Source organism: Bradyrhizobium sp. USDA 223 (assembly GCF_044909005.1).
Classification (GTDB): domain Bacteria; phylum Pseudomonadota; class Alphaproteobacteria; order Rhizobiales; family Xanthobacteraceae; genus Bradyrhizobium; species Bradyrhizobium yuanmingense.
This window is the reverse complement of record NZ_JBIYDR010000001.1, coordinates 3,983,532-4,002,584: the sequence shown is the minus strand read 5'-3', so window position 1 is coordinate 4,002,584 and position 19,053 is coordinate 3,983,532. Positions and strand designations below refer to the sequence as shown.

General features: G+C 65.2%; 16 protein-coding genes. 4 read left to right on the top strand and 12 right to left on the bottom strand.

Features of this window, described 5'->3' with window-relative positions; all coding sequences use genetic code 11:
• The first annotated feature begins 13 nt into the window (after window positions 1-13).
• Genes ABIA40_RS18460 through ABIA40_RS18445 form a run of 4 tightly spaced genes read left to right on the top strand, consistent with a single transcriptional unit; the run spans window position 14 to window position 4,997 of the window.
• Window positions 14-2,608 carry an ATP-binding protein gene (locus tag ABIA40_RS18460; protein WP_404542644.1) on the top strand — a complete coding sequence of 865 codons (2,595 nt, stop codon included), beginning with the start codon at window positions 14-16 and terminating at the stop codon, window positions 2,606-2,608.
• A complete protein-coding gene (locus tag ABIA40_RS18455) occupies window positions 2,605-2,994 on the top strand; it encodes a response regulator (RefSeq protein WP_025034870.1) in 390 nt (129 codons plus the stop codon). The genes ABIA40_RS18460 and ABIA40_RS18455 overlap by 4 nt, the downstream gene beginning before the upstream one ends.
• Window positions 2,991-4,241, top strand: a complete 1,251-nt coding sequence (locus tag ABIA40_RS18450) for an adenylate/guanylate cyclase domain-containing protein (protein ID WP_275496658.1) — start codon at window positions 2,991-2,993, stop codon at window positions 4,239-4,241. The genes ABIA40_RS18455 and ABIA40_RS18450 overlap by 4 nt, the downstream gene beginning before the upstream one ends.
• Window positions 4,242-4,250: 9 nt before the next feature.
• Window positions 4,251-4,997 (top strand): hypothetical protein, encoded by a 747-nt coding sequence (locus tag ABIA40_RS18445; protein ID WP_404542641.1) that lies wholly within the window; start codon window positions 4,251-4,253, stop codon window positions 4,995-4,997.
• Between the two features lie 21 nt (window positions 4,998-5,018).
• On the opposite strand, the gene ABIA40_RS18440 is transcribed toward ABIA40_RS18445, so the two are convergent.
• The 12 genes from ABIA40_RS18440 to ABIA40_RS18385 form a co-directional block, all read right to left on the bottom strand.
• Window positions 5,019-5,903 carry an ABC transporter permease gene (locus ABIA40_RS18440; RefSeq protein WP_404542639.1) on the bottom strand — a complete coding sequence of 295 codons (885 nt, stop codon included), beginning with the start codon at window positions 5,901-5,903 and terminating at the stop codon, window positions 5,019-5,021.
• Window positions 5,904-5,906: 3 nt separating this feature from the next.
• A complete protein-coding gene (locus ABIA40_RS18435; RefSeq protein ID WP_025034874.1) occupies window positions 5,907-6,848 on the bottom strand; it encodes an ABC transporter permease in 942 nt (313 codons plus the stop codon).
• A gap of 154 nt (window positions 6,849-7,002) precedes the next feature.
• Window positions 7,003-8,511 carry an ABC transporter substrate-binding protein gene (locus tag ABIA40_RS18430; RefSeq protein ID WP_271545382.1) on the bottom strand — a complete coding sequence of 503 codons (1,509 nt, stop codon included), beginning with the start codon at window positions 8,509-8,511 and terminating at the stop codon, window positions 7,003-7,005.
• The gene (locus ABIA40_RS18425; protein WP_404542636.1) at window positions 8,508-9,641 is read right to left on the bottom strand and encodes an ABC transporter ATP-binding protein; all 1,134 of its coding nucleotides are present in this window, start codon (window positions 9,639-9,641) and stop codon (window positions 8,508-8,510) included. Before ABIA40_RS18425 ends, ABIA40_RS18430 begins: the two co-directional genes overlap by 4 nt.
• The gene (locus ABIA40_RS18420) at window positions 9,641-10,630 is read right to left on the bottom strand and encodes an ABC transporter ATP-binding protein (protein WP_275508962.1); all 990 of its coding nucleotides are present in this window, start codon (window positions 10,628-10,630) and stop codon (window positions 9,641-9,643) included. The genes ABIA40_RS18425 and ABIA40_RS18420 overlap by 1 nt, the downstream gene beginning before the upstream one ends.
• Window positions 10,627-11,337, bottom strand: a complete 711-nt coding sequence (locus ABIA40_RS18415; RefSeq protein ID WP_404542633.1) for a DUF1028 domain-containing protein — start codon at window positions 11,335-11,337, stop codon at window positions 10,627-10,629. Before ABIA40_RS18415 ends, ABIA40_RS18420 begins: the two co-directional genes overlap by 4 nt.
• Before the next feature lie 9 nt (window positions 11,338-11,346).
• The gene (locus ABIA40_RS18410) at window positions 11,347-13,152 is read right to left on the bottom strand and encodes a gamma-glutamyltransferase family protein (protein ID WP_404542631.1); all 1,806 of its coding nucleotides are present in this window, start codon (window positions 13,150-13,152) and stop codon (window positions 11,347-11,349) included.
• 87 nt (window positions 13,153-13,239) lie between these two features.
• Window positions 13,240-14,229, bottom strand: coding sequence for an ABC transporter ATP-binding protein (locus ABIA40_RS18405; RefSeq protein WP_404542629.1), 990 nt, complete (start codon window positions 14,227-14,229; stop codon window positions 13,240-13,242).
• Complete coding sequence (locus ABIA40_RS18400) at window positions 14,226-15,212, bottom strand: ABC transporter ATP-binding protein (protein WP_404542627.1); 987 nt, start codon at window positions 15,210-15,212, stop codon at window positions 14,226-14,228. Before ABIA40_RS18400 ends, ABIA40_RS18405 begins: the two co-directional genes overlap by 4 nt.
• Window positions 15,213-15,225: 13 nt before the next feature.
• Window positions 15,226-16,197: an ABC transporter permease gene (locus ABIA40_RS18395; RefSeq protein WP_404542624.1), complete on the bottom strand. Its 972-nt coding sequence runs from the start codon at window positions 16,195-16,197 to the stop codon at window positions 15,226-15,228.
• Between the two features lie 10 nt (window positions 16,198-16,207).
• Window positions 16,208-17,188: an ABC transporter permease gene (locus ABIA40_RS18390; RefSeq protein WP_036025775.1), complete on the bottom strand. Its 981-nt coding sequence runs from the start codon at window positions 17,186-17,188 to the stop codon at window positions 16,208-16,210.
• Between the two features lie 103 nt (window positions 17,189-17,291).
• Window positions 17,292-18,887: an ABC transporter substrate-binding protein gene (locus ABIA40_RS18385; RefSeq protein WP_404542621.1), complete on the bottom strand. Its 1,596-nt coding sequence runs from the start codon at window positions 18,885-18,887 to the stop codon at window positions 17,292-17,294.
• Between the last annotated feature and the right edge of the window lie 166 nt (window positions 18,888-19,053).

Here is a 19,053-nt window from a genome sequence, read left to right as displayed (position 1 = left end):
TAGGTTCCGTGGAATGAGCCTGTCCCTCCACCCCGATACACCTCGAGCCGGGACATTGCCGAGCGCGGCCCCAGGCGAGGTCGCCTCCGGCGACACGGCGGGGCGCGGAATCCGGACCCGGCTCTTCGCCAAATACGTCGCGCTTTTCGTGGCGGTCGTCGCCATTGCGCTGCTCGCCAATGGCCTGTTCGAGGTCTACTTCTATTATCGCGAGCACAAGGCCTCTCTGATCCGGGTCCAGCACGAGCAGGCCGAGGCGGCCGCTGCCAAGATCGGCCGGTTCGTCAAGGAGATCGAGAGCCAGCTCGGCTGGACCACGCAGCTGCCCTGGTCGGGCGGCTCGATCGAGCAGCGCCGGTTCGACGCGCTGCGCCTGTTGCGCCAGGTCCCTGCGATCACCGAGCTGGCCCAGGTGGATTCGACTGGCAAGGAGCGGCTGCGGGTCTCGCGGCTGGCGATGGACGTGCTCGACAGCGGGATCGACCTGTCGAGCGATCGGAAGTTCACCGAAGCGGTCGCGCGCAAGGTCTATTACGGGCCGGTCTATTTTCGCCGGGAGTCCGAGCCCTACATGACGCTGGGGCTGGCGGGCGCACGCAAGGATGCCGGCGTCAGCATCGCCGAGGTCAATCTCAAGCTGATCTGGGACGTCGTGTCCCAGATCAAGGTCGGCGAGCGCGGTAACGCCTACGTGGTCGGCCCGGAGGGCCGCTTGATCGCGCATCCCGACATCAGTCTCGTGCTGCGCAACACCGACATGTCCGGCCTTGCGCAGGTACGCGCCGTGCAGGCCGGCGGCGCCATGCCTGACGTGCTTTCCGAGGCCCACAACATCCAGGGGCGGAAGGTGCTGACCGCATCGGCCCCGATCGAGCCGCTGCGCTGGACCATGTTCGTCGAGCTGCCGGTCGAGGAAGCCTATGCCGCGCTCTATGCTTCGCTGCAGCGCCTTGCAATCGTGCTGCTCGCGGCATCCATCTTCGCGGTGCTGGCCGGGATCTTCCTGGCGCGTCGCATGGTCGGGCCGATTCAGGCGCTGCGGAGCGGCGCGGAACGAATGGGCGGTGGTGATTTCTCCCAGCGCATCTCGATCAATACCGGCGACGAGCTCGAAGGTCTCGCCGACCAGTTCAACGACATGAGCGCGCGCCTGCAGGAATCCTATGCGGACCTCGAGAACAAGGTCGAGCAGCGGACAGCCGAATTGCGGGAGTCGCTCGAGCAACAAACGGCGACGTCGGAGGTGCTCGAAGTCATTAGCTCCTCTCCGGGAGAGTTAGAGCCGGTGTTTCAGAAGATGTTGGAGAATGCTACCCGCGTCTGCGGTGCGAATTTCGGCACGATGAATCTGTGGGACGGCCAGAAATTCAACATCGTCACCGACTACAACATTCCGCCCGATTTCTCCGCCTTCCGTAAGCGGACTCCGATCTTCCCACATCCAGGAACGACGCTGGCTGCAATCATCGCGACGCATCAGCCCGCGCAGATCAACGACTTGAGGGAAAGTCCCGGGTACAAGGCCGGTGTTCCCTTTGTCGTCGGAATGGCCGACGTTGCCGGCGCCCGAACCCTTCTCTCCGTACCCATGCTGAAAGAGGATGATCTGATCGGCGCGATGACGATTTTTCGACAAGAGATTCGCGGCTTCACGGACAAACAAGTCGCGCTGGTGGAGAACTTTACCAAGCAAGCCGTCATCGCGATCGAGAATACGCGCCTGCTGAAGCAATTGCGCGAGCGTACGACCGAGCTATCGCAATCGCTCGACAATCTGCGCACCGCGCAGGACCGCCTGATTCAGACCGAGAAGCTCGCTTCCCTCGGCCAGCTCACCGCCGGCATCGCCCACGAGATCAAGAACCCGCTCAACTTCGTCAACAACTTCTCCGCGGTCTCGACCGAGCTGATCGACGAGCTCAACGAGATCCTGCAATCGGCCGCGCTCGACGGCAAGACGAAGGAGGAGGTCGACGAGCTGACCGGCATGCTCAGGGCCAATCTCGACAAGGTGGTGCAGCACGGCAAGCGCGCCGATTCCATCGTCAGGAACATGCTGCTGCATTCGCGTCAGGGTTCCGGCGAGCATCGCGCCGTCGACATCAATGCGGTGGTCGAGGAGAGTCTCAATCTCGCCTATCACGGCGCGCGCGCCGAAAGGCCTGCCTTCAACGTCACGCTCCAGCGCGATTTCGACCCGGCTGCCGGCATGATCGACGTCTATCCGCAGGAGATTACGCGCGTCTTGCTGAACCTGATCTCGAACGGCTTCTATGCCGCGGCCAAGCGCAAGGAGAGCGAGGGCGATGCGTTCGAGCCCACCTTGCGCGCGGCAACGAAGAACCTCGGAGACAGGGTCCAGATCCGGATTCGCGACAACGGCACCGGGATTCCAGCCGAGGTGAAGGAAAAGATGTTCAATCCCTTCTTCACCACCAAGCCGGCCGGCGAGGGCACAGGACTCGGCCTTTCCATGAGCCACGACATCGTGGTGAAACAACACGGCGGCACGATCGACGTGAATACCACACAAGGTGTATTCACCGAGTTCATCATCACGCTGCCGCGGACGATGGCAGCGGGCGACACTTCCGGAGGAAAGTCTTGAACGTTTACATCCTGGTCGTCGATGACGAGCCCGACGTCGAGGCACTGTTTCGGCAGCAGTTCCGGCGCGACCTGCGCGCCGGCCGGTTTCAGATGGAGTTTGCGCTCTCGGCCCCCGAGGCGCTCGAGCGCGCTGCCGAGGTTCGTGATCCCTCGCTGATCCTGATCCTGTCCGACATCAACATGCCCGGCATGAGCGGGCTCGACATGCTGCCGAAGGTGCGTGCCGCGCATCCCGATGTTCCCGTCATCATGATCACGGCCTATGGCGATGCCGAGACGCGCCGCAAGGCGATCGAACGCGGCGCCGTCGGGCTCCTCACCAAGCCGATCGACTTTGCGCTGCTGCGCCAGGAGATCGATACGAGGCTCGAGCAAGCCGCATGACTGCGACCATCCTCTTCGTCGACGACGAGCCGGACCTCGAGGCGCTGATCCTGCAGAAATTCCGCAGGCAGATCCGCGATGGACGGCTCGCGCTTATCTTCGCGCGCGACGGCCTGGAGGCGCTGGAAGCGCTGGAGCAGAATCCGCATGTCGACATGGTGGTCTCCGACATCAACATGCCGCGGATGGACGGCCTGTCGCTGCTCGCGAAGCTCCAGGAGGCCGAGGAGAAGAAGTCGACCATCATCGTCTCGGCGTACGGCGACATGAGCAACATCCGCACCGCCATGAACCGCGGTGCGTTCGACTTCCTGACCAAGCCGATCGACTTCGCCGACCTCGAAGCCACGATCGAGAAGACCGTCCGCCACGTGGAGATGCTGCGCGAGGTGCGGCGGCGCCAGATGGAAGCCGAGCGCGCCCATGCCTCGCTATCGCGCTTCTTCTCGCCGGAGATCGCAAGGCGGCTGGCCGCGAACGTCGATGGCGACGGCATCGAGGTGCAGTGGCGCGATGTCGCCACCCTGTTCACCGACATTACCGGATTCACCTCGCTGGTCGAGACCGCGCCTCCGCAGACGCTGGGCGAGCTCCTCAACGAATATGTCGGCGGCATGACCGAGATCGTCTTCGCCCATGAGGGGACGGTGGCCAAGATCATCGGCGATGCGATCCAGGTGCTGTTCAACGCCCCCGGCGACCAGCCGGACTATGCAACGCGTGCGGTCGCCTGTGCCCATGCCCTCGACGCCTGGGCAGAGGATTTTTCGGCGCGCTGGAAGGCAAGAGGCGTGAACTTCGGAGCCACCCGCATCGGTGCCCATGCCGGTCCGGCACTGGTCGGCAATTTCGGCGGCAACCGCTTCTTCGATTACACCGCCTATGGCGACACCATCAATATTGCGGCCCGGCTTGAGGCGGCGAACAAGCATCTGGGGACGCGCATTTGCGTCAGTGTCAGCGTGGCAGAAGCCGCTGCAAACTTCCACGGCCGCCCCGTAGGCGACCTGATGCTGCGCGGACGCAGCGAGCCGCTGCGTGCGTTCGAACCGCTACCGCAGGCGAGGTTCGAAGCGCCGGCGACCGCGCAATATGCCGAGGCCTTTGCCAAGATGGAGGCCGGCGACGCCGCCGCCATGCCGTCGTTCGCCGCGCTGGTCGGCATGCACGCCGACGATCCGCTGGCCGGTTTTCACCTGAAGCGCCTGCTCAACGGCGCCAAGGGCACTCGCATGCAACTGGAATAGGAGTCCGTCATGACGCGCGAATTCTCGGCCGGCAATTATCGTTTCATTCCGTCCGTGTTCCAATATTCCGCCGGTGCTGCCGCGGATGAGGGCTACGAGATCGAGCGGGTCCGGTTCGACCGCCTGGTGCCGCTCGCGGAAGGGTTTGCGCTGGCGGCAAAGTTCATCCAGGAGGCGGGCCGCCCGCTGACGGCGTTCTGCGCCTGCGAGCTGCGCTCGCCCGCGGCCTTCAGCGAGGAAGGCTTTCGCGCGTTCAATCTGCACTATGTGAAGACGCTGTCCGAATGGGGCATCTTCGACGGCACCACCAATCCGGTGGCGCGCAGCAATGTCTGTCCGGAGATCGATCCGCCGTCGGAGCCGTCGTTCTATGCGTTCTCCTTCACGCGTCCGACGCGGTCAAATTTGCCGAGCTTCGTCATCGCCGGCGGCGCCGAGGCGCGCGAGGGCAGCGGCACCTATGTCGAGCGCACGGTGCGCTACCGCGACCTCAGCCCGGAGGGGCTGCGCGAGAAGGTGCGCTTCACCACCACGTCGCAGATGGAAAACCGGATGGCGGCCTTCGGCTTCGGCTGGAAGGATACGACCGGCGTGCAGGCCTATTCCGTGCACGACTTTCACCACGCGCTGGTGGACGAGCTGGTCCGCCGCGGCGCGCTCCGTTCCGGGCTGACCTGGCATTTCGCCCGTCCGCCGGTGGTGGATCTGGAATTCGAGATGGATTGCCGCCGCGTGCTGCGGGAAGTGGTGATCTGATCTCCTCACCAAGAGGAATAATCAGCGCTGCCTTGGGTCGAGTGCGTCGCGCAGCCCGTCGCCGAGCAGGTTCAGCGACAGCACGACGAGGAAGATCGCAAGGCCCGGCCAGATTGCCATCCAGGGCGCCTGGGTCAGGAAGCGTTGTGCCGCGTTGAGCATGCTGCCCCACGACGGCGCCGGCGGCTGCTGGCCGAGGCCGAGGAAGGAGAGGGCGGCTTCGGCGATGATGGCCGCAGCGATCGAGAGCGTCGCCTGCACCAGAAGTGCCGGCAGGATGTTCGGCAGGATGTGCGAGAGCGCGATCCGCCACGGCGGATTGCCGAGTGCGCGCGCGGCCTCGACATAGTCTTCGGCTTTGACGACGAGCACCTGGCCGCGGGTCAGGCGGATGAAGATCGGCGTCGCCGAGATGCCGATCGCGATCATGGCATTGCCGAGGCTCGGGCCGAGGAACGCGGCGAGTGCGATCGCCAGGATCAGGAACGGGCAGGCCAGCATCGCATCTGTAATGCGGCTGATCAGCGCGTCGGTGAAGCCGCCGCGGTGGCCGGCAAGGAGACCGAGCGGAACACCGATGCCGAGCGCGATCGCGACCGAGATCAGGCCTGCGAGCAGCGAGGCGCGCGCGCCGTAGACGACGCGGCTGAGGATGTCGCGGCCGAGCTCGTCGGTGCCGAACCAGTGGGCCGAGGTCGGCGGTTTGCGCACCAGGCTCCAGCTCGTCGCGATGGGATCATAGGGCACGATGAGCGGAGCGAGCACGGCAAGGACGATGAATATCGTGAGCACGACGAGCCCGAACACCGCCGCCTTGCGCTTGAACAGCCGCCGACGCGCGCGGCGGGCCGGGCTATCCAGCTCGTCGGCTCGCGTGAGAGGGCTCGGCAGCGCGGCGTCGGTCATGGATCAGCCCCGGAGCCGCGGATTGACGAGGATGTATGCGATGTCGGCCACCAGATTCAGCGTGATGTAGACCGTGGCCGTGACCAGGACGACGCCCTGAACCACGGCATAATCGCGGTTGAATACGGCATCCACGATCAGCTTGCCGAAGCCGGGAATGGAGAAGATCTGCTCGGTCAGGACCGCGCCGGAGAGCAGCGTACCGAGCTCGAGCGCGCCGAGCGTGATGACGGGGGTCAGCGCATTGCGCATGGCATGCTTGAGGATCACCGTGCGCTCCAACAGCCCTTTGGCGCGCGCGGTGCGCACGTAGTCGCTTTCCAGCACCTGAAGCATGGCGCTTCGCGTATGCCGCATCAGGATCGCGGCGATCGCATTGCCGAGCACGAAGGCGGGCATGATGGTGACGGCCAGGCTCGCGCGCCAGTTCTCGGTGAGCGGCACGTAGCCGGAAGCCGGCAGCCATCCAAGCTCGATCGAGAACAGGAAGATCAGCATGATCCCGAGCCAGAAGTTCGGCGTCGAGATGCCCCACAGCGCAAAGAGATTGGCGCCATAGTCCCAGGCGGAACCCTTCTTCACGGCCGCGACGATGCCCGCGGGAATGCCGATCAGCAGCGCGATCAGGATCGCCATCGAGCCGAGCTGCAGCGTCACCGGCAGCTTCTGCGCGATCAGCTCGCGCACCGGCATCTTGTTGCGCAGCGACTCGCCGAAATCGCCCGAGAGCACGCCCTTGATCCAGTAGGCGTACTGCACCGGGACGGGCTGATCGAGCCGGTACTGGCGGCGGATCTGCTCGATCACGGCGGGATCGCGCTCCTCGCCCGCCATCACCAGCGCGGGGTCACCCGGCAGCAATTGCTGCAGCGAGAAGATCAGCACCGAGACGAAGAACAGCGTCGGCACGATCTGCACAAGGCGGCGGGCGAGGAAGTTCAGCATGGTCCCACTCGTGTCCCGGGCGAAGCGCAACATGCAATGTTGCGCTGCTGAACCGGGACCCAGTCACGGTTCGTTGTTGCCATGGGTCCCGGCTCTGCGGAGCAGCGCTTGCGCGCTGCACCGCGTCCGGGACACGGACTGAATGTCGGGCCGATCACTTCAGCTTGAGGCCGACAACGCGGACGAGGCCGTCCGGCATTTGCCTATAGCCTTCGAGCTTGGTCGTGTGCGCGATGATGATGCGGCGGTGGTAGAGGTAGAGGATGGCGTGATCTTCCAGCTCCAGCTTCGCAAGTCTCTCGTAGGCGGCCTTGCGCTGAGCCATGTCCGACGTACGGCGGGCATCGTCGAGCGCCTTGTCCGCGTCGGCATTGGCCCAGGCGCTGTAGTTCTGCGGCGCATCCTTGCGCAGGAACACGTAGGAATTCCCATCGGGATCGATGCGTCCGCTCCATGCGAGCATGAAGGCCTGGTATTCGCCGGACTCGGCCTGCTTCAGCGACGTCGCAAACTCGGTGACGCGGATCTTCATATCGAAGCCCGCCTCGCTCGCCATGGATTGCACCACCTGAGCCACCGCTTCGGTCTCGGCACCCTTTGGTACCAGGAAGTCAACGCTGACTGGCCCAGTGACGCCGGCTTCCTTCAGGAGCGCCTTGGCTTTGGCGATGTCGCGGCCGTGGATCGGAAATGCGCCCTGATAATAGGGGTGATCGGGATTGACCCATTGGTTGCCCGGCTTGAATTCGCCGTTGAACACCACCTGGTTGATCGCCTCGCGATCGATCGACCAGTCGAGTGCCTGCCGCACTTTGGCGGATTGGCTGAGCGGGCCCTTGGCCTTGTCCTTGCCGATGTTGAGCGTGATGCCCTGATAGCCCAGCTCGATGGCGGTCGCGACCTTCAACCGCGAGTCGGCGCGCACCTCCTTGAGGTCGGTGGCGAGCACGCGCTCGATCAGATCGAGGCCGCCGGATTTCAGGTTTGCGAGCCGCACGGTGGCGTCGACAATCGGCTGGAACACGATCTTGTCGATGAAGACGTTGTCCTTGTTCCAGTAGTCGGCGAATTTCTCGAACACGATGCGGTCCTGCTGCACGCGCTCGACGAACTTGTAGGGGCCGGCGCAGATCGGGCGGAGGCCGAACTTGTCGCCGGCCTCCTTGGCCGCCTTCGGCGACATCATCATGCCGGCGCGGTCGGTGAGTTGAGCGAGCAGCGGCGAGAACGGCGACTTCAACACAAGCTTGATCGTGAGGGGATCGACGATTTCGACGTGATCGACCGAGGCGAGCTCCGGCTTGCGGAACGAGCCGGGGAACGTCAGATGCCGCTCCAGCGAGAATTTTGCGGCCTCGGCATCGAACGGCTCACCGTCGTGGAATTTCACGCCGGGCCGCAGCTTGATGACCAGCGCCTTGCCGTCGTCGGCGGTTTCGCTCGAGAGCGCCAGCTGCGGCACGATGTTGAGCTTCTCGTCGATGTCGAACAGCTTGTCGCAGAAGGACGAGAACACGATGCGGCCGACATAGGTGCGCGCCATCGTGGGGTCGAGGATATCGGGGTCTTCGGCGAGGCCGATGCGCAACGTGGTCTGGGCCTGCGCGGCCCCGATCGACACCAGCACAGCGGCGGCTGTTGCGGCCAGGCGAAACATCTTCATCGGTCAATCCCCATTGCTTCGGCTATTTCGTTGCGGACGCGGCGTACTGTATACCAGCCCCGGCGGGGGCTGCTGCCCTCCGCCTTTTGGCTGAAGGCCGCGACCAGTTTTGCAAGCGCCGGCGAAAACCCGCCGGCGGTGGGTAGAATGGAGTCTCCAGACGGCAGCTCCGCGGTGCGGTGACAGGCGGTGGCGTGGCCCGTGCGGTCGGCTAGAAGCGCAGGCGCCTCGCTGCGGCAGCGCTCGATCACGAACGGGCAGCGGGTGTGGAAGCGGCAGCCGGCGGGCGGATTGAGGGCGCTCGGGATTTCGCCCTCCAGCAGCACCGTCGTTCGTTTCGCCTTCGGCTGCGGCAGCGGGATCGCCGACAGCAGTGCGCGGCTGTAGGGGTGGCGCGGCGCGACGAACAGCGCGTCGGCTTCCGCCGTCTCGACGATCTGGCCGAGATTTATCACCGCGACGTGGTCGGCGATGTGCTTGACCACGGCAAGGTCGTGCGAGACGAAAATGTAGGCGAGGCCGAGCCGGTCCTGGAGCTCGCGCAGCAGGTTCAGGATCTGGGAGCGGATCGAGACGTCGAGCGCCGAGACCGGCTCGTCGCAGATGATGAGCTTCGGCTCGACCGCGAGTGCGCGGGCGATGGCGATGCGTTGGCGCTGGCCGCCGGAGAATTCATGCGGATAGCGCCGGGCGAGGCGCGGCTCCAGCCCGACCAGCCGCAGCAGTTCGGCAACGCGCTCGGCTCGCCGCACCGGCGGCACCAGATCGTGCAGCGCCAGCGGCTCGGTCAGGATCTGGCCGACCGTCATGCGCGGATTGAGTGAGGCGTAGGGATCCTGGAAGATGATCTGCGCCTCGCGGCGGAAGGCGCGCAAGGTCCCGGCGTCGAGCGCGAGCAGCTCGCGGCCGTCGAAGCGGATCGTGCCGGCATCCGGCTCGATCAGCCGCAGCACCAGGCGGCTGACGGTGGACTTGCCGCAGCCGGATTCGCCGACGAGCGCCAGCGTCTTGCCGGCCTCCAGCGAGAAGGACACGCCATCGACCGCCTTGACGTGCGCCAGTGCGCGGCCGAGCAGCGAACGCTGGGCGACGAAATGCTTGACCAGGCCGTCGACTTCGAGGAGCGCCATCACGACACCAGCAATTCGAGCGGCGCGCGGATGCAGCGCGAGAGATGGCCGCCGCTGACTTCGACCAGCGGCGGCGGCGCCCTGGTGCAGGCGTCGAGCACGAAGGGACACCGCGGGGCGAAGCGGCAACCGGCGGGCGGCTGTGCCATGTTCGGCACCATGCCTTCGATCGTCGCAAGCTGCTCGGCGCGGTGGTCGAGCCGCGGGATCGAGCCGAGCAGGCCGACGGTGTAGGGATGCTGCGGGGCGGAGAACAATTCATCGACAGGCGCACGCTCGACGATCTCGCCGGCATACATCACCGCGACCTCGTCGCAGACTTCGGCGACGACGCCGAGATCGTGGGTGATCAGGATGATCGCGGCGCCGCTCGCGGCCTTCAGCTCGCGCATCAGCTCCAGGATCTGGGCCTGCAGGGTGACGTCGAGCGCGGTGGTCGGCTCGTCCGCGATCAGCAGCCGCGGGTCGCAGGCGAGTGCCATCGCGATCATGACGCGCTGGCGCATGCCGCCGGAGAGCTTGTGCGGGTAGTCGTCGATGCGACGCTCGGGTGAAGGGATATGGACGCGGCGCAACAGCTCGATCGCGCGCTCGCGCGCGCTCTTCCGCGAGCCGCCGCGGTGACGCAGGATCGTCTCGACGATCTGGTCGCCGATCGTGAAGCTCGGATTGAGCGAGGTCATCGGCTCCTGGAAGATCATCGCCAGCCGGTTGCCGCGCAGATCGCGCAACGTCTGGTCCGGCGTGGTCAGCAGGTCGAAACCGTCGAAGCGGATCGCGCCGGATACTTCCGCGCTCTGCTTCGGCAGCAGGCCCATGATCGCCAGCGACGTCACGCTCTTGCCACAGCCGGATTCGCCGACCAGACCGAGCGTCGCGCCATTGGCGACGCTGAGATCGACGCTGTCGACCGCGTGGGTGATACGGCCGTCGTCGCCATGAAAGCGGATACGCAGATCTTTGATCTCGATGAGGGGGCTGGCGCTCATGATCGTCTCGCGCGCGCCGCTTCGATGCTGGCGTCGATGACGCTGCGATCGGTATTGCCGGCCGGGTTCTGCCGCGTCGGCATGGAGGCGCGGAAGTGCACCCAGAGTTCGTGACTGACGCGCTCGAGGCGTTCGAGCTCACCGAGCGGATCGGGATGGTCGTCGGCGCGAATGTCCAGCGCTGGCCATTCCTCCTCGCCGTGGATCACGAGCGCGGCCGATTGCTTGCCGCGCTTGTCGCCGCCGGCGGCTTCGCCGGCGCGCATCGCCGCGAGCAGACGGCGCGGGAAGGGCAGGCTGTCATTTGCGATATATGTCTTCGCGGTCTCGTCGAGCACGTCTGGGCCGGCGAGCATATTGCCGGCGATCGAGAAGCCGCTGCCCGCGACGTGGCCGCACCAATCAACGCAGTCGCGCCCGGTATGCGCGGCGATTGCGCCGCTGGCATCCATGATATGGACCTGGCGGCTCTCGCGGCCGTCATCGGCCGCCAGCAGGGTGGCGAGCACGTCGTGGGCGTTGAGGCCCTCACGCAACAGCTTGACGCCGTCGATGCCGTAATAGGGATTGACGAAGGCCTGCGTCGCGATGGCGCCGAGGCCGGCGGCGACGTAGGGCACACGCGCGCCGACGGCGAAGAAGCGGGTCGCAACCGCGATGCCGAACTGGCCGGTGGCAGGATCGCGCGCGATGATCGACCAGGTCATGTGCTGCTTTCAGCGTCCCGCCGCGTAGCCCTGCATGCCGCGTGGATTGGCGGCTGCGCGCCGGCGCGGACCCACGCGTGAGGCCGCGGTGAGGCGGCCTTCGGACCAGTCGGGGCCGACCTCGACGATATGTCCGCGCTCGCGCAGGTTCTCGATGGTTGCCTTCGGCACGCGGTTCTCGACCACGAGCACCCCGGGACGCGCGGTGCGAGGCCAGAACGAGATCGGGAAATGCTCGGAATGCCAGGCCGGCGCGTCGATCGCTTCCTGGAGATTGAGGTTGCAATGGACGTGGCGCAGGAAGAATTGCGTGATCCACTGGTCCTGCTGATCGCCGCCGGGCGAGCCCCAGGCGAGGTAGGGCTCGCCGTCACGCAAGGCCATAGTTGGCGACAGCGTCGTGCGCGGTCGCTTCCCCGGCGCGAGCGCGGCGGGATGACCTTCCTCCAGCCAGAACATCTGGGCGCGGCTGCCGAGGCAAAAGCCGAGCTCGGGAATAATCGGTGAGGATTGCAGCCAGCCGCCCGACGGCGTCGACGACACCATGTTGCCGTCCCTGTCAATGATGTCGAAATGCACGGTGTCGCCGCGGACCTCGCCGAAGCGGCCCACGGTCGGCTCGCCGGCGCCGAGCGCGCCGACCGCCTCGCGCTGGCCCTCGGCGCGACGCAGCTTGACGACACCGCCGAAGCCCTCGACCGAGCCCGGAATGAAATCGAGCGAAGCCTTGTCGGTGACGAGCTTGCGGCGCTCGTCGTTGTAGGTATCCGACAGCAGCGTTTCGATCGGGATCTCGTTGAACTTGGGATCGCCGTAAAATTTTTCACGGTCGGCGAAGGCGAGCTTGGCGCATTCGATCTGGAGATGGATGAACTCCGGCCCGGTCGGATCGAGGCCGTCGAGTGCAAAGCCCTTCAGCAGCGCGAGCTGCTGCAAGGTGACCGGACCCTGGCTCCAGACGCCGGCCTTGCAGACGGTGTAGCGGCCATAGTCGTAGGTGAGTGGCGCTTCGACCGTCGGCTGCCAGCGCGCCATGTCCTCGGCGGAGAGCACGCCGCGATGCGGCGAGCCGCTGACGTCCATCACCTCCTGGGTGCGGCAGAACTTGTCGATGGCTTCCGCGACGAAGCCTTGCGACCACGCTTTGCGCGCGCGCTCGATCTCGGCATCGCGGCCGCCGGCGCCGCTTTCCGCTTCGCTCAGGATCCGGGCGTAGGTCGCAGCCAGCGTCTTGTTGGTGAACAGCGTGCCGGGCTTCGGCACTTCGCCGTTCGGCAGGTAGACGGCGGCCGAGGTCGGCCAATGCTTGCGGAACAATTGTTCGACCGTCTGGATCGTGGCGCAGGCGCGCTCGACCAGCGGATAACCGTCGCGGGCATAGGAGATCGCGGGCTCCAGCACGTCGCGCACGCGCATCGTGCCGTAGTCCCGCAGCAGCATCATCCAGGATTCGAAGGTGCCGGGAACGCAGGCGGCGAGGAGGCCCGTGCCCGGCACCATGTCGAGGCCTTCGCTTCTGTAATGCGCGATGGTGGCCCGCGCCGGCGCCGGGCCCTGGCCGCAGATTACCTCGGTGCGGCCGCGCTTGACGTCATGCACGATGATGGGCACGTCGCCGCCGGGACCGTTCAGATGCGGCTCGACCACCTGGAGCGTGAAGGCGGTGGCGACGCCGGCATCGAAGGCATTGCCGCCCTTTTCCAGGATGGCCATGCCCACGGCCGTCGCAATCCAGTGCGTCGAGGCGACGACCCCGAACGTGCCCTCGATCTCGGGCCTCGTCGTGAATGGATCGGGATTGATATTACTGCCCATGGGAGTTCACCACCTTATTTCCGGCGCGCGCAATTGATCACAGGGCCACGCCGCCGCCAAATGCACAGGCTGCATGGCACGCGCGCGTCACGCCGGGACCGGCGCGGTGTTGACCGCATGGCAGGCGACGCCGCCGATCAATTCCGGCGTCTCCTTGCGGCAGAGATCGAACGCCAGCGGGCAGCGCGGATTGAAGGCGCAACCGGAGGGCGGGTTGATCGGGTTCGGGATCTCGCCCTTGACCGGAACGCGCTGGCGGCCGCTCATGGCAAGATCAGGCACGGCGCCCAGCAGCATCTTGGTGTAAGGCATGCGCGGATTGGCGAACAGCTCGCGTCCGTCCGCGATCTCGACGATACGGCCGAGATACATCACGCCGACGCGGCTCGCCATGTGGCGCACCACGGCGAGGTTGTGGCTGATGAACATGTAGGTCAGGCCGAACTTGTCCTGGAGGTCGCGCATCAGGTTCAGGATCTGCGCCTGCACAGAGACGTCGAGCGCCGAGGTCGGCTCGTCGCAGACGATGAATTCGGCGTCGGAGGCGAGCGCTCGCGCGATCGCGATGCGCTGGCGCTGGCCGCCGGAGAATTCGTGCGGATATTTCAGCCGGTCGTCCGGATGCAGGCCGACGAGGCTGAGCAGCTCGCCGACGCGAGCCTGGATGTCGCGCTCGCCCTGGATCAGGTCGAAGGCGCGGATCGGCTCGGAGATGATGGCATCGACCCGGAAGCGCGGGTTCAGGCTCGCATAGGGATCCTGGAAGATCATCTGGATACGGCGGCGCAGCTTCCGCCGTGCCAGGGCCTGCCGCGGGTCGGTCATCGAGATGCCGTCGATCAGCACGTCGCCGGCGCTTGGCGGCAGCAGGCCGACGACCATGCGCGCCACCGTGGTCTTGCCGGAGCCGGACTCGCCAACCAGGGCAAACGTCTCACCCTTCCTGATGTCGAAGGTGACGTGATCGACCGCCTTGAGATATTCGAGATGTCCGCCCTCGAGCACGCGGTTGAGCCAGGGTTTCGAGACGTCGAAGACGCGGCGCAGGTTTGTGGCATGGACGAAGGGAGCACTCATGCCACGCTCTCCGCCGGCACGTCGTCATAGAGGTGGCAGGCCACCGATTGCGTGCCGCGCGGCAGCGGCTCCGGCCGCTCGACACGGCAACGATCGAAGGCGAAGGCGCAGCGCGGATTGAACGAGCAGCCGCGCGGAATCGCCGACAGGCGCGGCATCGAGCCCGGGATCTGCACCAGGCGCTTGTCCTCGCCCGCAAGTGTCGGGATCGCGCCCATCAGGCCCTTGGCATAAGGATGCAGCGGATTCTTCACGACGTCCTGCACCGGGCCGATCTCGGCGACACGGCCGGCATACATCACGGCGACGCGGTCCGAGGTCTCGGCGATCACGCCCATGTCGTGCGTCACCAGCATCACCGCGGTGCCGTGGTCGCGCCCAAGGCGCTTGATCAACGAGATGATCTGCGCCTGCACGGAGACGTCGAGCGCGGTGGTCGGCTCGTCGGCGATGATCAGCTCCGGCTCGGCGCAGATCGCGAGCGCAATCACGACGCGCTGGCGCATGCCACCGGAAAACTCGTGGGGATAGCCGTCGATACGCTTTTCAGGCGCGGGAATGCCGACTTCGGCCAGGAGGTCGATGGCGCGGCGGCGGGCGGCCGACTCGGACAGATTGAGGTGGGTGCGGATCGTCTCCACGATCTGGTCGCCGACCTTGTAGAGCGGATTGAGCGACGTCAGCGGATCCTGGAAGATCATGCCGATGCGCTTGCCCCTGATGCGGCGAATCTCCTCCGGCGGCAGATTGTCGATGCGCAGGCCCGCGAGACGAATCTCGCCGCCGGCAATGCGGCCGGGTGGATCGATCAGGCCGATCACCGCGAGGCCGGTGACGGACTTTCCGGCTCCGGACTCGCCGACGACGCCGAGCACCTCGCCCTTGGCGATGTCGAAGGAGACGCCGTCGATGGCGCGCAGCGTGCCGCGGCGGGAGGCAAACTCCACGTGAAGATCGCGCACGGAAAGGACGGGTTCGGTCATGGACGAGGCGTATTCATCGAAGCTTCGGATTGAGCGCGTCGCGCAGCCAGTCGCCGAGCAGATTGATCGACAGGATCAGCGCCGCGAGCGCGAGCCCCGGGAAGGCGACGATCCACCATTCGCCGGCGAACAGATAATTGTTGCCGATGCGGATCAGCGTGCCGAGCGAGGGCATGGTGTCGGGCAGGCCGACGCCGAGGAAGGACAGCGTCGCCTCGGTGATGATGGCGAGCGCAAGGTTGATGGTGGCGATGACCAGGATCGGGCCCATCGTGTTCGGCAGCACGTGCCGCAGCATGATCTTCGGCGCCGGCAGGCCGATCAGCTGCGCGGCGGCGACGTAGTCCTTGTTCTTCTCGACCATCACGGAGCTGCGCACCGTCCGGGCATAGCCGACCCAAAAGCTCAGGCCTATCGAGATCACCAGCACCACCAGCATGCTGGCGGCGTCCAGCCGGTTGCCGAGGATTGATTTCGCGATGCCGTTGACCAGCAGCGCGATCAGGATCGCAGGGAATGTCAGCTGCACGTCGGCGATCCGCATGATCACGCCGTCCACTGCGCCGCCGAAATAGCCGGCGATCAGGCCGAGGGCGATGCCGAGCGCGCCGGCGAAGATCACGCCGGCGACGCCCACGGCGAGCGAGATGCGCATGCCATAGAGAATCGCGGAGAACACATCGCGGCCTTGCTCGTCGGTGCCGAGCAGGAACGGGCTCTGACCGTCCGCGGTCCACAGCGGTGAAATCCGCGAATTCATCAATTGCAGCTGTGCCGGATCGAACGGGTTCTGCACCGCGAGCACGGATGCAAAGATCGCAAGCAGGAAGAACAGGACCGTGATGGCCGCAGCCACCATGGTGAGCTTGGAGCGGCGGAACGAATAGAACAAGTCGCTGTCGAGCGTGCGGCTGAACCAGCCCTGGGCGGCCTGCACCGGCTGCGCGCTCTGCTTGTCGGAATTGGAGACGATTGCGTCGGACATGCAGGCTGCCCTATGCGGCGCGACCGACGGTCGAGCGCAGGCGCGGATCGACCACCGTGTAGAGGATGTCGACCACCAGATTGATGGTGACGAAGATCAGTGAAACCATCAGCAGGTAGGCGGCCATGATCGGAATGTCGACGTTTTGCACGGCCTGGACGAACAGAAGCCCCATGCCCGGCCATTGGAACACGGTTTCGGTGATGATCGAAAATGCAATAACCGAGCCAAACTGAAGCCCTGCCACGGTGATCACCGGAATCAGCGTGTTCTTCAGCGCGTGGCCGAAATGGATCGCACGCGTGGTCAGCCCCCTCGCGCGGGCGAAGCGGATATAGTCGGTCCGCAACACTTCCAGCATCTCCGCGCGCACCAGCCGCATGATCAGGGTCATCTGGAACAGGCCGAGCGTGATCGAAGGCATGATCAGTGCCTTCAGTCCCGACACCGTGAGCAGGCCGGTCGTCCACCAGCCGAGCTTGACCACCTCGCCGCGGCCGAACGAGGGCAACCAGCCCAATGTCACGGCGAACAGGTAGATCAGGAGAATGCCGATCAGGAAGGTCGGCAGCGAGATGCCGATCAGCGAGACCGCCTGGAATAGTTTGGCCAGCACGGTATCGCGCTTGAGCGCCGAATAGACGCCCATCAGGATGCCGAACACCATTGCAAACACGGTCGCACAGATCGCAAGTTCCAGCGTCGCGGGCATGCGCTCCATCAACAGCGTCGCGACCGGCTGGCGGAACTGGTAGGAGACGCCGAACTTGAACTGCGCCGCATCGGCGAAATAGCGCACGAACTGCACCGGCACGGGGTCATCGAGGCCGAGCGACTTGCGCACGATCGCGCGTTCGGCGGCCGAGGTGTCGATCGAGACGATCTGGTTGACGGGGTCGCCGGCGAAGCGGAACATCGAGAACGCGATGATGCCGACGGCGAACATGACGCCGATGGCCTGAACGGCGCGGCGAAGCGTGAAAGCGAGCATGCCTTCCACTGTCCTTGGGTGAGCGTACGGCCGACGTCCTTGGCGGCCGGAAAAGAAAGGTCCCGGAAGGCGGATGCCGCCGGGACCTCGTGTTCAACCGATCCTATTCCTTCTTGGTTGCCCAGTGGAACATGACGAGATTGTCGGCGCGCTGCGGCAGGTTCACCTTCTTCGATACGCCCCAGGCCAGCGCCTGCTGGTGCAGCGGGATGTAGGACCAGTCCTTCATGCCGATTTCGTAGGCCTGCTTGATCAGCTGGTTGCGCTTGGCGGTGTCGGTTTCGACCAGCACCTTGTCGGTGATGGCATCGAAATCCTTATTGCAATAACCGCCGAGATTGGCCTCGCCGCGCGAGGATTTCGCATCGTCGCGGCAGCCCATGATGTCGTAGAGCACGTTGTGGGAGTCCATCGTGCTCGGGGTCCAGCCCAGCAGGTAGAACGAGGTCTGGTAGCCGCCCTGCTTCAGCACCTTGGCGAAGTACTGCGCCTTCGGCTGCGCCAGGAGATTGATCTTGACGCCGATACGGGCGAGCATGCCGACCACGGCCTGGCAGATCGCGGCGTCGTTGACGTAGCGATCGTTCGGGCAGTCCATGGTGACCTCGAAGCCGTCGGGGTAACCGGCTTCGGTCAGGAGCTTCTTGGCGCCGTCAGGATCGAATTTCGGCCGCGTGAACTCCTTGGACAGCACGAACAGTTCCGGTGCGATCATCAGCGCCGACGGCGTCGACAGCCCGCGCATCACGCGCGTCTTGATCAGCTCGATGTCGATCGCCTTGTAGAAGGCCTCGCGGACGCGGACGTCCTTGAACGGGTTCTTGCCCTTGATGTTGGAGTAGAGCAGCTCGTCACGCATCTGGTCAAAGCCGAGGAAGATGGTGCGCAGCTCCGGTCCCTTCAGCACCTGGGCGTTCGGGCTGGAATCAACGCGAGAGATGTCCTGGATCGGAACCGGCTCGATGACGTCGACTTCGCCCGAGAGCAGGGCGGCGACGCGGGTGGCGTCGGAAGCGATCGGGGTGAAGATGATCTCCTTGAGATTGCCCTCGACCTTGCCCCAGTAATTGGGATTGGCCTTGAACACCGTCTTCACGCCGGGCTGATGGCTTTCAATGATGAAGGGACCGGTGCCGTTCTCGTTCAGTGAGGCATAGCTCGGCGTGGTCGCCGCCACCGGCGTCGGATCGACGACGTTGTTCTCCTCGGCCCATTTCTTGTTCATGATGTACCAGACATCCCACGCGTTATGCAGAATGGGATTCGGCGAGGGCAGGACGAAGTCGACGGTGTAGTCGTCGACCTTGACCACCTTGACGTCCGGCGCAAGGCGGGTCTGCATGTTCGACCCCTTCTTGCGGACGCGATCGGCCGAGAACACCACGTCGTCGGCGGTGAAGGGGTTGCCGTTGTGGAATTTCACGCCCTTGCGCAAATGGAAGCGCCAGCGCGTCGGCTCCGGGGTTTCCCAGCTTTCCGCCAGCGCCGGAATGATCTTGAGATCCTTGTCACGCGCGGTGAGGCCCTGATAGACGTGGCCGAGATGAGCGTGGGTGGTGCTCTCGTTCAGGGTATAGGGATCGAGCGACTTCAGGTCACCCTGGTTGGCATAACGTAGCGTCTGGCTGGATGCTGGCGAAACCGCCAACGCAAGCGTGCCGGCGAGCGTCGCCGCAAACAGACTTTGACCGATCGACATTCTTGACCCTCTCCACACTGCTACGCCGGTGATTTTTGATTGTTCGGCGGGCTGACTGAACCATGTTGCCCAGAGTTCTCGACCCGTGCAAGCGTCATTCCAGCAAGGAACGCGCCAAGTTGCACCGCTGTGCAGCAATGCTGCCCGGCAATCCCCGGGCCGGCAG

Excerpts from the sequence above, each read along its gene's own strand:
- ABIA40_RS18460 (WP_404542644.1), top strand. The coding sequence starts at position 14 with ATGAGCCTGTCCCTCCACCCCGATACACCTCGAGCCGGGACATTGCCG.
- ABIA40_RS18450 (WP_275496658.1), top strand. The coding sequence starts at position 2,991 with ATGACTGCGACCATCCTCTTCGTCGACGACGAGCCGGACCTCGAGGCG.
- ABIA40_RS18445 (WP_404542641.1), top strand. The coding sequence starts at position 4,251 with ATGACGCGCGAATTCTCGGCCGGCAATTATCGTTTCATTCCGTCCGTG.
- ABIA40_RS18440 (WP_404542639.1), bottom strand. The coding sequence starts at position 5,903 with ATGACCGACGCCGCGCTGCCGAGCCCTCTCACGCGAGCCGACGAGCTG.
- ABIA40_RS18435 (WP_025034874.1), bottom strand. The coding sequence starts at position 6,848 with ATGCTGAACTTCCTCGCCCGCCGCCTTGTGCAGATCGTGCCGACGCTG.
- ABIA40_RS18430 (WP_271545382.1), bottom strand. The coding sequence starts at position 8,511 with ATGAAGATGTTTCGCCTGGCCGCAACAGCCGCCGCTGTGCTGGTGTCG.
- ABIA40_RS18425 (WP_404542636.1), bottom strand. The coding sequence starts at position 9,641 with ATGGCGCTCCTCGAAGTCGACGGCCTGGTCAAGCATTTCGTCGCCCAG.
- ABIA40_RS18420 (WP_275508962.1), bottom strand. The coding sequence starts at position 10,630 with ATGAGCGCCAGCCCCCTCATCGAGATCAAAGATCTGCGTATCCGCTTT.
- ABIA40_RS18415 (WP_404542633.1), bottom strand. The coding sequence starts at position 11,337 with ATGACCTGGTCGATCATCGCGCGCGATCCTGCCACCGGCCAGTTCGGC.
- ABIA40_RS18410 (WP_404542631.1), bottom strand. The coding sequence starts at position 13,152 with ATGGGCAGTAATATCAATCCCGATCCATTCACGACGAGGCCCGAGATC.
- ABIA40_RS18405 (WP_404542629.1), bottom strand. The coding sequence starts at position 14,229 with ATGAGTGCTCCCTTCGTCCATGCCACAAACCTGCGCCGCGTCTTCGAC.
- ABIA40_RS18400 (WP_404542627.1), bottom strand. The coding sequence starts at position 15,212 with ATGACCGAACCCGTCCTTTCCGTGCGCGATCTTCACGTGGAGTTTGCC.
- ABIA40_RS18395 (WP_404542624.1), bottom strand. The coding sequence starts at position 16,197 with ATGTCCGACGCAATCGTCTCCAATTCCGACAAGCAGAGCGCGCAGCCG.
- ABIA40_RS18390 (WP_036025775.1), bottom strand. The coding sequence starts at position 17,188 with ATGCTCGCTTTCACGCTTCGCCGCGCCGTTCAGGCCATCGGCGTCATG.
- ABIA40_RS18385 (WP_404542621.1), bottom strand. The coding sequence starts at position 18,887 with ATGTCGATCGGTCAAAGTCTGTTTGCGGCGACGCTCGCCGGCACGCTT.